Source organism: Ottowia beijingensis, from assembly GCF_013423955.1.
Taxonomy (GTDB): Bacteria; Pseudomonadota; Gammaproteobacteria; order Burkholderiales; family Burkholderiaceae_C; genus Ottowia; species Ottowia beijingensis.
This window is the reverse complement of the sequence record NZ_JACCKX010000001.1, coordinates 539584-552015: the sequence shown is the minus strand read 5'-3', so window position 1 is coordinate 552015 and position 12432 is coordinate 539584. Positions and strand designations below refer to the sequence as shown.

Below are 12432 nucleotides of genomic sequence, written 5' to 3'. Positions count from 1 at the left end.
CTTGCGCTTTACTGGTAATGGTTTCAAGAGAAAAACAACTGAAATCATTGACTGGCGGGCGCCAGCAGCTCTGTTTTCGATAACAAACGTTCAACACTCCATGTCGCGCCAGATCGTCCTCGACACCGAAACCACCGGCCTTTCGGCCGAAAGCGGCGACCGCATCATCGAGATCGGCTGCGTCGAGCTGCTGAACCGCAAGCTCACCGGCAACAACCTGCACTTCTACGTCAACCCCGAGCGCGACAGCCACGAAGACGCGTTGCGCGTACACGGGCTGACCACCGAGTTCCTGCGCGACAAGCCCAAGTTCGCCGAAGTGGCCGAGGAGATCCTGCGTTACCTCGAAGGCGCCGAGATCATCATCCACAACGCGGCGTTCGACATCGGCTTTCTCGACAAGGAACTGGAGCGCCTGGGCAAGCCGGTGTTCACCAGCTTCGTGAGCGAGGTCACCGACACCCTGGCCATGGCCAAGCAACTGTACCCCGGCAAGCGCAACAGCCTGGATGCGCTGTGCGACCGCCTGGGCGTCGACAACTCGGGCCGCACGCTGCACGGGGCGCTGCTCGATGCCGAGCTGCTGGCCGACGTCTACATCAACCTCACGCGCGGGCAGGAGGCATTGCTGATCGACCTGGGCGACGTCGGCGAGCAGGGCGCCGAGGGCGAACGCATCGACCTGAGCGTGTTCGACCTGCCCGTGCTGACCGCCAACGCGCAGGAGCTGACCGCGCACGCCGACGTGCTGGCGCAGATCGACAAGGCCAGCGGCGGCAAGCTGGTGTGGCAGGCCGATCATGCGGCGGCTGCCTGAGCGGGAAAATACTGGTATATAATTCCATGCTTCGCCGAACACGCGAAACGGGTGATTAGCTCAGCGGTAGAGCACTGCCTTCACACGGCAGGGGTCACATGTTCGATCCATGTATCACCCACCAAGTCAAAATGAACGCTCCGAAGTGACCTGACTTCGGAGCGTTTTTCTTTGGTGCCCTTGCCAGGCGCCGCCTGGAGGATTCTCATGCTGCTCGACGCCGATGACTGCCAGCTGGTGCTGATCGACTACCAGGCCCGCCTCATGCCCGCCATCCACGACGCGGCGGCGGTGGTGGCCAACGCGCGCCGGCTGGCGCAGATGGCCAGGCTGGTCGACGTGCCCGTGTGGGCGACCGAGCAGAACCCGGCCAAGCTGGGCGGCACCGACGAAGCGCTGGCGGCGCTGTGCGACCGCATCGTGCCCAAGATGGCTTTCAGCGGCGCCGAGGAACTGCAGCCTTTGCTGGCCCCGCCCGCGCCGGCCCCGCGCGGCAACGCGCGCAGCCTGCCCAAGCACCTGCAGAAGCCGGTGCAGGCGGCGCCCGAGCGCGGCACCGTGGTCATCGCCGGCTGTGAGACGCACGTCTGCCTGCTGCAGACCGCGCTGAGCCTGCTGGAAGCCGAGTGGGACGTGTGGGTGGTAACCGACGCCTGCAGCTCGCGCACCGAACGCAACCGCGACGCCGCCTACGACCGCCTGGCCGGCGCCGGCTGCGAACTGGTGACGACCGAGATGGTCGGCTTCGAGTGGCTGCGCGACTGCGAACATCCGCAGTTCAGGGCCTTGCAGGCGCTGATCAAATAGTTTCCTCGCCCAGGGGTGATCAGGAGCGCTCGGGGCTGACGGCGCTGGACCCATGGGCCTGGGCCAGCGCGGCTTGCTGCGAATAACGTAGCTGCTTGCGCATTGTCCATGCTGATTTCATGGTGTTTTTCGCATGAAATCAATGCCTGATAGGCGCTGCAAGCTAGCAAAAGCATAGCTTGCGGCCACCGCACGCCAACCCCGGGCGGATGATGAGGCCTGCCATTTGTCACAATAGGCGCCGCAACCGACGCGGTCTGCGTGAGCGCCGCGTCAGGAAGGCATGACACCATGCCGCGCCGACGCCACCAGCGTTCGCCCCGCGGCATGCCAACAACGACAACCGGAGAGACCCCCATGAGCGACAAGCCATCCACCATCGTCTACACCCTGACCGACGAGGCGCCCCTGCTGGCGACCGCGTCGTTCCTGCCCATCGTCCAGGCGTTCACCGCGCCCGCCGGCATCGACGTGACCACCAGCGACATCTCGGTCGCCGGCCGCATCCTGGGCCAGTTCCCCGAGTACCTGAGTGAAGAACAGCGCGTGCCCGACAACCTGGCCGAGCTGGGCAAGCTCACCCTCAAGCCCGAGGCCAACATCATCAAGCTGCCCAACATCAGCGCGTCGGTGGCGCAGCTCAAGGCGGCCATCAAGGAGCTGCAGGACAAGGGTTACAAGATTCCCGACTTCCCCGAGAACCCGAAGGACGAGAAAGAGAAGGAGATCCGCGCGCGCTACAACAAGTGCATCGGCTCGGCCGTCAACCCGGTGCTGCGCGAGGGCAACTCCGACCGCCGCGCACCCCGCGCGGTGAAGGAGTACGCGCGCAAGAACCCGCACAGCATGGCCGAGTGGAGCCAGGCCTCGCGCAGCCACGTCTCGCACATGCACCATGGCGACTTCTACAGCGGCGAGAAGTCGATGACGCTGGACCGCGCGCGCGACGTGAAGATGGAGCTGATCACCAAGAGCGGCAAGACCATCGTGCTCAAACCCAAGGTCAGCCTGCAGGATCGCGAGGTGATCGACTCGATGTTCATGAGCAAGAAGGCGCTGCTGGCCTTCTACGAAAAGGAGATCGAGGACGCGCACAAGACCGGCGTGATGTTCTCGCTGCACGTGAAGGCCACGATGATGAAGGTGTCGCACCCCATCGTGTTCGGCCACTGCGTCAAGATCTTCTACAAGGACGCGTTCGCCAAGCACCAGAAGCTGTTCGACGAGCTGGGCATCAACGTCAACAACGGCATGGTCGATCTGTACAACAAGATCGAGGACCTGCCGCAAAGCCAGCAGGACGAGATCAAGCGCGACCTGCACGCCTGCCACGAGCACCGGCCCGAGCTGGCCATGGTCGACTCGAGCAAGGGCATCACCAACTTCCACTCGCCCAACGACGTCATCGTCGACGCCTCGATGCCCGCCATGATCCGCAACGGCGGCAAGATGTGGGTGCCGACGGCCGCCTGAAGGACGTCAAGGCGGTGATGCCCGAAAGCACCTTCGCCCGCATCTACCAAGAGATGATCAACTTCTGCAAGTGGCACGGCGCGTTCGATCCGAAGACCATGGGCACCGTGCCCAACGTCGGCCTGATGGCGCAGCAGGCCGAGGAATACGGCAGCCACGACAAGACCTTCGAGATCCCCGAGGACGGCGTGGCCAACATCACCGACATTGCCACCGGCGAGGTGCTGATGAGCCAGGATGTGGAGGAGGGCGACATCTGGCGCATGTGCCAGGTCAAGGACGCGGCGATCCGCGACTGGGTCAAGCTCGCCGTCACGCGCGCGCAACTCGGGCATGCCGGTGGTGTTCTGGCTCGACCCGTACCGCCCGCACGAGAACCAGCTCATCACCAAGGTCAAGATGTACCTGCACGAACACGACACCAACGGGCTCGACATCCAGATCATGAGCCAGGTGCGCGCCATGCGCTACACGCTGGAGCGCGTGATCCGCGGCCAGGACACCATCAGCGCCACCGGCAACATCCTGCGCGACTACCTGACCGACCTGTTCCCGATCATGGAGCTGGGCACCAGCGCCAAGATGCTGTCCATCGTGCCGCTGATGGCCGGCGGCGGCATGTACGAGACCGGCGCCGGCGGCTCGGCACCCAAGCACGTGCAGCAGCTGACTGAAGAGAACCACCTGCGCTGGGATTCGCTGGGCGAGTTCCTGGCGCTGGCGGTGTCGCTGGAAGACCTGGGCCTGAAGACCGGCAACGCCAGGGCCAAGCTGCTGTCGACGACGCTCGACGCCGCCACCGGCAAGCTGCTGGACAACAACAAGAACCCCAGCCCCAAGACCGGCCAGCTCGACAACCGCGGCAGCCAGTTCTACCTGGCCATGTACTGGGCGCAGGAGCTGGCCGCGCAGACCGAGGACGCCGAACTGGCCAAGAAGTTCGTGCCGCTGGCCAAGGCGCTGGCCGACAATGAGCAGAAGATCGTGCAGGAGCTGACCGAGATCCAGGGCCAGGAAGTGGACATCGGCGGCTACTACCAGCCCGACCCGGCCAAGCTGGCGCAGGTGATGCGCCCCAGCAAGACCTTCAACGACGCGCTGGCCAAGGTCGCGGCCTGATCGCTGTCCTGGACTGAACCCAACAGCGGCGCCTGCGGGCGCCGTTTTTCATAGGATCATCAAGCCGATTGGTTCAATAATCATAGCTGCCAGCGCTTGCTGCATAAACGCTGGAGGTGGTTTTGGCTAAAAATCAGCGCGCGGCCTCGAACGGCTTGCCGCGCAACCGGGCGCCGGCCTTCAGGTTGCGTTGCTTGAACCAGCCCTGGTTCATCTCCAGCACATAGCGCACCGGCTTGGCCGAGCAGTGGCTGGTTTCCTGAAGCGGCTGCATGTCGGCCAGGTTGACGATGCTGCCGTCGTCGGCCACGAAGGCGGCCGTCAGCGGGATCAGCGTGTTGCGCATCCAGAAGCACTGCGTGGCGGGTTGCTCGAAGATGAACAGCATGCCCTCATGCTGCGGCATTTCCTTGCGGTGCATCAGGCCGATCTGGCGCTGCTCGGGTGCGGTGGCCAGCTGCGTGTCGATGCGGTGCATGCCGATGCTGAGCGTGGTGCGCGGCAGATCGAGCTGCGGCTGGCCGGCGGGCGCCAGTTGTGCGAAGGCGGGCGCGCAGGCCAGAACGGCGAGGATGGCAAGCAGGTGGCGGCGGAGGGATGAACGCATGGCGGTGGCAATGAAAGGCAACAAGCGCATCTGACCTGGGCGCCGGCAAAGGTTCGCCAGGCCGTTGGCGCAGCCTGCATTGTCGCCGCCGCGCTGGCGTTCGGCCGCACGCGGGCAGCGCTGGCTAGAATGAACTTCGCTTTTCAGGGCCATGCCCGCCGCGGCGTGGCGCTGGTCCCGGTATCACCCTTCGGAGACTCCATTCCATGTACCAGCACATCCAGGTGCCCTCAGGCGGCCAGAAGATCACCGTCAACCCCGACTTCACGCTGAACGTGCCCGAGCAGCCGATCATCCCCTTCATCGAAGGCGATGGCACGGGCCTCGACATCACGCCGGTGATGATCAAGGTGGTCGATGCCGCGGTCGAGAAGTCCTACGGCGGCCAGCGCAAAATCCACTGGATGGAGGTGTACGCGGGCGAGAAGTCGACGCGCGTCTACGGCCCCGACGTCTGGCTGCCCGAGGAGACGCTGGCGGCGCTGAAGGAGTACGTGGTCTCCATCAAGGGCCCGCTGACCACGCCCGTGGGTGGCGGCATCCGCAGCCTCAACGTGGCGCTGCGCCAGGAGCTGGACCTGTACGTCTGCCTGCGCCCGGTGCGCTACTTCAAGGGTGTGCCCTCACCGCTGAAGGAGCCCGAGAAGGTCGACATGGTGATCTTCCGCGAGAACAGCGAGGACATCTACGCCGGCATCGAGTACGAGGCCAGGAGCGACAAGGCGCAGAAGCTGATCAACTTCCTGATCAACGAGATGGGCGTGACCAAGATCCGCTTTCCGGAGACCTCGGGCATCGGCGTCAAGCCGGTGTCCATCGAGGGCACCGAGCGCCTGGTGCGCAAGGCCATCCAGTACGCCATCGACAACGACAAGCCCAGCGTCACCCTGGTGCACAAGGGCAACATCATGAAGTACACCGAGGGTGGCTTCCGCGACTGGGGCTACGCGCTGGCGCAGCGCGAGTTCGGCGCCGAACTGATGGACGGCGGCCCGTGGTGCAAGTTCAAGAACCCCAAGACGGGCAGGGACATCATCGTCAAGGATTCGATCGCCGACGCCTTCCTGCAGCAGATCCTGCTGCGCCCGGCTGAATACAGCGTGATCGCCACGCTGAACCTGAACGGCGACTATGTATCAGACGCGCTGGCCGCGCAGGTGGGCGGCATCGGCATCGCGCCCGGCGCCAACCTGAGCGACAGCGTGGCCTGCTTCGAGGCCACGCATGGCACGGCGCCCAAGTACGCCGGCAAGGACTACGTCAACCCCGGCTCCGAAATCCTCAGCGCCGAGATGATGCTGCGCCACATGGGCTGGACCGAGGCCGCCGACCTGATCATCAGCAGCATGGAAGGCGCCATCCAGAGCAAGAAGGTCACCTACGACTTCGCGCGGCTGATGGAAGGTGCCACGCAGGTCAGCTGCTCGGGCTTTGGCCAGGTGATGATCGAGCACATGTGACCACCGCTGCCGGCGCGCCTTCGGGTGCGCCGTCCACAAAAAGCCCGGGCATGCCCGGGCTTTTGCTGGGCGCGTGCAACGCGCCGTCAGTTCGGCATCAGAGGCTGATCGCTGGCGGGCTGGGCTGATGGCATGGCCTGGGCCACGCCGTCATCGGCCGGTTCGGTGCGGATCTTGATGGCCAGCAGGCCCTTGGGACCCTGGTTCACTTCGTAGCTGACGCGGGCGCCTTCTTTCAGTGTCTTGAAGCCGTCCATGTCTATGGCCGAGAAATGCGCGAACACGTCCGGGCCGCCGCCATCCGGCTCGATGAATCCAAACCCTTTGAGGTCGTTGAACCACTTGACTTTTCCAATGGGCATCGGGGTCTCCTTCTATGACTTCCATCCTTGCCGCCTGAGTGTGCTGTAACAACTTCGCGCTTGTCAACCGGCCGCCCACCGTTTGGGGGCTTCCCGGTGGGCGCGCGCTAACTTGAAGGCTTGCGATCTGCGCCGGCAACCCCATGTGCCGGCTTTGGGCGCGCGCACGACTGGGTTGCAGGCGGCCCGATAGAATGATTTTCATGGCGACCACCACCCCAAGAAGCCACCCACCACCCCGGGCCCCATCGTGCCGGCGCAGCAGCCCGGCGGCGGCGACAGTGTCGTGCTCGAGCGCGTGCCGCTCAAGGTCAAGCCGCCGCAGATGTACCAGGTGGTGATGCTGAACGACGACTACACGCCGATGGAGTTCGTCGTCGTCGTGATCCAGGAGTTCTTCGGCAAGGACCGCGAAACCGCCACCCAGATCATGCTGAAGATCCACCTGGACGGCAAAGGCGTGTGCGGCGTGTATTCGCGCGACGTGGCCAGCACCAAGGTGGACCAGGTGATGGACGCCGCGCGCGAGGCCGGCCACCCGCTGCAGTGCGTCAGCGAGCCGGTCGAGTAGGGCAAACCCCGCATGACGGCGACGAGGGTCACGGCGTTGAATATCACCGAACTTCCCCAACTGTGACTGTCGAAGCCTTGAGACAGTCGTAAGCTTAAGGCGCTAAAGGAAACACACCATGATTGCCCAGGAACTGGAAGTCAGCCTCCACATGGCGTTCGTCGAGGCCCGTCAGCAGCGCCACGAATTCATTACCGTCGAGCACCTGCTGCTGGCGCTGCTGGACAACCCCAGCGCCGCCGAGGTGCTGCGCGCCTGCTCGGCCAACATCGACGACTTGCGCAAGTCGCTGACCAACTTCATCAAGGACAACACGCCCCAGGTGGCCGGCACCGACGACGTGGACACGCAGCCCACGCTGGGATTCCAGCGCGTGATCCAGCGCGCCATCATGCACGTGCAGAGCACCGGCAACGGCAAGAAGGAAGTGACCGGTGCCAACGTGCTGGTTGCCATCTTCGGCGAGAAGGATTCGCACGCCGTGTACTACCTGCACCAGCAGGGCGTCACGCGCCTGGACGTTGTCAACTTCATCGCCCACGGCATCCGCAAGAGCGACCCGCCCGAAGCCAGCAAGCCCACTGAAGGCCAGCAGGGCGGCGCCGAGGGCGAGGCGGAAGGCGGCGAGAAGAGCGAGAAGCAGTCGCCGCTGGAGCAGTTCACCGTCAACCTGAACCAGAATGCCAAGGAAGGCAAGATCGACCCGCTGATCGGCCGCGACTACGAGGTCGAGCGCACCATCCAGATCCTGTGCCGCCGGCGCAAGAACAACCCGCTGCTGGTGGGCGAGGCCGGCGTGGGCAAGACCGCCATCGCCGAAGGTCTGGCCTGGCGCATCACCGAAGGCACCGTGCCCGAGGTGCTGGAAGACGCCACCGTCTACGCACTCGACATGGGCGCGCTGCTGGCCGGCACCAAGTACCGCGGCGACTTCGAGCAGCGCCTGAAGGGCGTGTTGAAGAGCCTGAAGGACAAGCCGGGCGCGATCCTGTTCATCGACGAGATCCACACCCTGATCGGCGCCGGCGCGGCGTCGGGCGGCACGCTGGACGCGTCCAACCTGCTCGCCGGCGCTGTCCAGCGGCCAGCTCAAGTGCATCGGCGCCACCACCTTCACCGAGTACCGCGGCATCTTCGAGAAGGACGCGGCGCTGTCGCGGCGCTTCCAGAAGGTCGACGTGGTCGAGCCCACGGTGCCCGAGACGATCGAGATCCTCAAGGGCCTCAAGAGCCGCTTCGAGGAGCACCACGCCGTCAAGTACGCCACTTCGGCGCTGCAGGCCGCGGCCGAGCTGTCGGCCAAGTACATCACCGACCGCCACCTGCCCGACAAGGCCATCGACGTCATCGACGAGGCCGGCGCGGCGCAGCGCATCGCCGTGGCCAGCAAGCGCAAGAAGACCATCGGCAAGCACGAGATCGAGGAGATCGTGGCAAAAATTGCCCGCATCCCGCCGGCCAGCGTGTCCAACGACGACCGCAGCAAGCTGCAGACGCTGGAACGCGACCTGAAGAGCGTGGTGTTCGGTCAGGACAAGGCACTCGAAGTGCTGGCCGCCGCCGTCAAGATGGCACGCTCGGGTCTGGGCAAGGGCGACAAGCCGATCGGCAGCTTCCTGTTCAGCGGCCCCACCGGCGTCGGCAAGACCGAGGCTGCCAAGCAGCTCGCCTACATCATGGGCGTCGAGCTGATCCGCTTCGACATGTCGGAATATATGGAGCGCCATGCGGTGAGCCGCCTGATCGGCGCGCCTCCGGGCTACGTCGGCTTCGACCAGGGCGGGCTGCTGACCGAGGCCGTCAGCAAGAAGCCGCACTGCGTGCTGCTGCTCGACGAGATCGAGAAGGCGCACCCCGACATCTTCAATGTGCTGCTGCAGGTGATGGACCACGGCACGCTGACCGACAACAACGGGCGCAAGGCCGACTTCCGCAACGTCATCATCATCATGACGACGAACGCGGGCGCCGAGACGCTGAACAAGAGCACCATCGGCTTCACCACGCAGCGCCAGGCGGGCGACGAGATGGCCGACATCAAGCGGCTGTTCACGCCCGAGTTCCGCAACCGGCTCGACGCGATCGTCAGCTTCAAGCCGCTGGATGAAAACGTCATCCTGCGCGTGGTCGACAAGTTCCTGCTGCAGCTGGAGCAGCAGCTGGCCGAGAAGAAGGTCGAAGTCACCTTCACCGACAAGCTGCGCAAGTTCCTCGCCAAGAAGGGCTTCGATCCGCTGATGGGCGCGCGCCCGATGCAGCGCCTGATCCAGGACACCATCCGCAAGGCGCTGGCCGACGAACTGCTGTTCGGTCGCCTGACCGAGGGTGGGCGTCTCGAAGTCGACCTGGACGAGAAGGACGAGGTGCTGCTCGACATCACCCCGAACCCGAAGCGCGAGCGCGCCAAGGGCGCCGAGCCGGCCGAGCCGGAAGAGGAAATGGCGGCGGACTGAAGCCCGCTGCGCCCACCAAAGGCTGGTTGCCCAGGCAACCAGCCTTTCTTGTTTCTGGCGGCGAACGGCCGCCGCCGGCTGCTAGCATCCAACCCCACTTTTCAACTCCGACAGGAAGGATGCCCATGTTCAGCCACGTGATGATCGGCACCAACGATCTCGAGAAATCCAGGCTTTTCTACGATGCCGTGCTGGCCGTTACCGGCGCCAAGCCCGGCGTGGTGGACCGCCACCGCGTGTTCTGGCGTGCCAACGGCGGCACGTTCAGCGTGAGCCAGCCCATCGACGGCCAGCCCGCCACCTGCAGCAACGGCACGACCATCGGCTTCAACCTGGCCAGCCCGGAGCAGGTGGACCAGTTCCACGCCACGGCCATCGCGCACGGCGCCGTGCCGGTGGAAGACCCACCCGGCTGGCGCGGCGGCCCCGCCGGCCTGTACCTGTGCTACTTCCGCGACCCGGATGGCCACAAGATCTGCGGCCTGCACCGTCCGCCCAAGGCCTGAGCCCCGGCAACGCATCAGCACCACGCTGGCGCCCGCTATGCTCGGTGCCCATGAGCACGCCCACCTTTCTCTGGCACGACTACGAAACCTTCGGCGCCAACCCGCGGCGCGACCGGCCGGCGCAGTTCGCCGCCATCCGCACCGATGCCGAGCTGAACGAGATCGGCGAGCCGCTGATGCTGTACTGCCAGCCGGCGACCGACGTGCTGCCCGAGCCCGAAAGCTGCCTGATCACCGGCATCACGCCGCAGGAGTGCGCGGCCAAGGGCGTGCCCGAGCATGAATTCGCCCGCCGCATCAACGATGCGCTGGGCGAGGGCGGAACCATCGGCGTCGGCTACAACTCGATCCGCTTCGACGACGAGGTCACCCGCTTCATGCTGTGGCGCAACCTGCGCGACCCCTATGCGCGCGAGTGGCAGAACGGCTGCGGGCGCTGGGATCTGCTGGACGTGGTGCGCACCGCGCACGCGTTGCGGCCCGAGGGCATCGAGTGGCCGGTGGGCGAGGACGGCCACACCACCTTCCGGCTCGAGAAGCTGAGCGCCGCCAACGGCCTGGCGCACGAATCGGCGCACGATGCGCTGTCCGATGTGCGCGCCACCATCGCGCTGGCGCGGCTGCTGCGCCAGCGCCAGCCCAAGCTGTTCGACTTCTGCCTGTCGCTGCATAAAAGAGCGCGTGGCGCAGGAGCTGCGCCTGCCCACCACGCTGCAGGATGCACGGCCCTTCCTGCACGTCAGCGGCATGTTCGGTGCCGCGCGCGGCTGCATCGCCGTGATGGCGCCGCTGGCCATGCACCCCACCAACAAGAACGAGCTGCTGGCCTGGGACCTGGCCGCCGACCCGGCCGAGCTGGCCGACCTGAAGCCCGAGGCCATCCGCGAGCGCCTGTTCACCCCCACGGCCGAGCTGCCCGAGGGCGTGTCGCGCCTGGCCATCAAGGGCGTGCACCTGAACAAGTCGCCCATGGTCATCGGCCACCTGAAGACGCTGACCGACGCGCAGGCCGCGCGCCACGGCGTCGACCTGGCGCTGGCCGAGCGCCACTTCGAGCGCCTGCGCGCGCTTCCCGACCTGAGCGCGCTGTGGCCCGCCGTCTATGCACGCCCCGCCGGTGGCGAAGCGCTCGACGTGGACGAGGATCTGTACGGCGGCTTCGTCGGCAACGCCGACCGCCGCCGCCTGAACGACCTGCTGCGCCTGTCGCCGTCCGAGCTGGCGCTGGCCCGCACCGGCTTCGACGACGCGCGCCTGACCGAGCTGGTGTGGCGCTACCGCGCGCGCAACTTCCCCGACACGCTGAGCGACGCCGAGCAGGCGCGCTGGGCCGAGCACCGCGCGGCGCGGCTGATGGAAGGCGAGGGCGGCGCGCTCACGCTGCAGGGCTTTTTCGACCGCATCGATGGGCTGGCCGAAGGCGTCGAGGACGACGAGCGCGCGCAAGGCGTGCTGGAGGCGCTGTACGAGTGGGGCGAGCACATCGCCCCCGAGCACTGAGGGCGGCGTATCGCGGATGCTGTTGCGGGGCAGCCGTGGTCGTGAGGTTTCGAAAGGAGGGGGACCTTCCGAATATTTTTGTGTATGAAATCAGGCTCTGGCGCCCATCAATCAGGCGCGAGCAGCTCTTGTATTGATACTGAAGTTCCGCACCAAATCGTTATCGCCATGATTCACGGCCAACGACTCCGCCAACATCACCACCGCGCCCACCACAGTCGCAGCCGCATGCCGATCTCGCTGGTGTAGCCCACGCTGGTGGCGCGGATGCGGCCGTCGCTGCCGATGGCCACGAAGGCCGGCACGGCGCGAAAGCCGTAGCTTGCCGCGACCGAGCCATCCGGGTCGATCACCGTGGCCCATTCCAGCGAGCGCTGCCCCAGCACGCGCCGCACCGCCGCCACGTCGCCCGACTGCATGGCCACCGTCAGCACCGGCCAGTCGCGCGACACGCGGCTCACGCTATGCTCTTCCAGCTTGCAGATGGGGCACCACTCGGCCCAGAAGTGCAGCGCCACCTGCTGGCTGGGGTGAGCGGCGCGCCACTGCGCCAGGCTCAGCACCGCGCCGTCCTGCGCGCTCACGGCCAGCGCGCTGAAATCCGGCGCCGGCCCGCCGGGCACGTTCCGCGTCTGCCAGAAGTGCGCGGCCAGCAGCGCCACCAGCACCATGGCCAGCGTGGCCAGGTGCGAGCGCCAGCGCACGCGATGCATCCAGTGTTTCCTTGTGCTCGTGACTTCAGACATGCGCCGACTGT

The 12432-nt window shown here is 65.9% G+C and carries 8 protein-coding genes, 1 tRNA gene and 3 pseudogenes; 9 read left to right on the top strand and 3 right to left on the bottom strand.

Translation table 11 applies throughout. The annotated features are described in order from the left end of the window. The first annotated feature begins 100 nt into the window (after nucleotides 1-100). The 4 genes and pseudogenes from dnaQ to H0I39_RS02780 all read left to right on the top strand — a co-directional run bounded on the left by dnaQ (nucleotide 101) and on the right by H0I39_RS02780 (nucleotide 4216). The gene (dnaQ, locus tag H0I39_RS02795) at nucleotides 101-817 is read left to right on the top strand and encodes a DNA polymerase III subunit epsilon (RefSeq protein WP_180549495.1); all 717 of its coding nucleotides are present in this window, start codon (nucleotides 101-103) and stop codon (nucleotides 815-817) included. A gap of 49 nt (nucleotides 818-866) precedes the next feature. After that, nucleotides 867-941, top strand: a tRNA-Val gene (locus H0I39_RS02790). A gap of 83 nt (nucleotides 942-1024) precedes the next feature. Further along, nucleotides 1025-1624, top strand: a complete 600-nt coding sequence (locus H0I39_RS02785) for an isochorismatase family protein (RefSeq protein ID WP_180549494.1) — start codon at nucleotides 1025-1027, stop codon at nucleotides 1622-1624. Between the two features lie 357 nt (nucleotides 1625-1981). After that, a pseudogene (locus tag H0I39_RS02780) lies at nucleotides 1982-4216 on the top strand (NADP-dependent isocitrate dehydrogenase). A 133-nt stretch (nucleotides 4217-4349) separates the two neighbouring features. On the opposite strand, the gene H0I39_RS02775 reads toward H0I39_RS02780, so the two are convergent. Then, a complete protein-coding gene (locus tag H0I39_RS02775) occupies nucleotides 4350-4853 on the bottom strand; it encodes a DUF192 domain-containing protein (RefSeq protein WP_180549493.1) in 504 nt (167 codons plus the stop codon). Between the two features lie 176 nt (nucleotides 4854-5029). Here H0I39_RS02775 and icd point away from each other — a divergent pair, with 176 nt between their 5' ends. Further along, a complete protein-coding gene (icd, locus tag H0I39_RS02770; RefSeq protein ID WP_180549492.1) occupies nucleotides 5030-6283 on the top strand; it encodes an NADP-dependent isocitrate dehydrogenase in 1254 nt (417 codons plus the stop codon). Nucleotides 6284-6369: 86 nt separating this feature from the next. On the opposite strand, the gene H0I39_RS02765 is transcribed toward icd, so the two are convergent. After that, the gene (locus tag H0I39_RS02765) at nucleotides 6370-6645 is read right to left on the bottom strand and encodes a cold-shock protein (RefSeq protein WP_180549491.1); all 276 of its coding nucleotides are present in this window, start codon (nucleotides 6643-6645) and stop codon (nucleotides 6370-6372) included. A gap of 247 nt (nucleotides 6646-6892) precedes the next feature. Between H0I39_RS02765 and clpS the strand changes: the two genes are divergently transcribed. The 4 genes and pseudogenes from clpS to sbcB all read left to right on the top strand — a co-directional run bounded on the left by clpS (nucleotide 6893) and on the right by sbcB (nucleotide 11675). Next, on the top strand, nucleotides 6893-7216 hold the full coding sequence (gene clpS / locus H0I39_RS02760) for an ATP-dependent Clp protease adapter ClpS (protein WP_180551661.1): 324 nt from the start codon (nucleotides 6893-6895) through the stop codon (nucleotides 7214-7216). Between the two features lie 118 nt (nucleotides 7217-7334). Next, nucleotides 7335-9669 (top strand): annotated as a pseudogene (clpA, locus tag H0I39_RS02755) (ATP-dependent Clp protease ATP-binding subunit ClpA). Between the two features lie 125 nt (nucleotides 9670-9794). Further along, the gene (locus H0I39_RS02750; protein WP_180549490.1) at nucleotides 9795-10175 is read left to right on the top strand and encodes a VOC family protein; all 381 of its coding nucleotides are present in this window, start codon (nucleotides 9795-9797) and stop codon (nucleotides 10173-10175) included. A 50-nt stretch (nucleotides 10176-10225) separates the two neighbouring features. Further along, a pseudogene (gene sbcB / locus H0I39_RS02745) lies at nucleotides 10226-11675 on the top strand (exodeoxyribonuclease I). 197 nt (nucleotides 11676-11872) lie between these two features. Here sbcB and H0I39_RS02740 read toward each other — a convergent pair. Next, complete coding sequence (locus tag H0I39_RS02740) at nucleotides 11873-12388, bottom strand: redoxin family protein (RefSeq protein ID WP_257645582.1); 516 nt, start codon at nucleotides 12386-12388, stop codon at nucleotides 11873-11875. Between the last annotated feature and the right edge of the window lie 44 nt (nucleotides 12389-12432).

Excerpts from the sequence above, each read along its gene's own strand:
- H0I39_RS02750 (WP_180549490.1), top strand. The coding sequence starts at position 9,795 with ATGTTCAGCCACGTGATGATCGGCACCAACGATCTCGAGAAATCCAGG.
- icd (WP_180549492.1), top strand. The coding sequence starts at position 5,030 with ATGTACCAGCACATCCAGGTGCCCTCAGGCGGCCAGAAGATCACCGTC.
- H0I39_RS02775 (WP_180549493.1), bottom strand. The coding sequence starts at position 4,853 with ATGCGCTTGTTGCCTTTCATTGCCACCGCCATGCGTTCATCCCTCCGC.
- H0I39_RS02740 (WP_257645582.1), bottom strand. The coding sequence starts at position 12,388 with ATGCATCGCGTGCGCTGGCGCTCGCACCTGGCCACGCTGGCCATGGTG.
- H0I39_RS02765 (WP_180549491.1), bottom strand. The coding sequence starts at position 6,645 with ATGCCCATTGGAAAAGTCAAGTGGTTCAACGACCTCAAAGGGTTTGGA.
- H0I39_RS02785 (WP_180549494.1), top strand. The coding sequence starts at position 1,025 with ATGCTGCTCGACGCCGATGACTGCCAGCTGGTGCTGATCGACTACCAG.
- dnaQ (WP_180549495.1), top strand. The coding sequence starts at position 101 with ATGTCGCGCCAGATCGTCCTCGACACCGAAACCACCGGCCTTTCGGCC.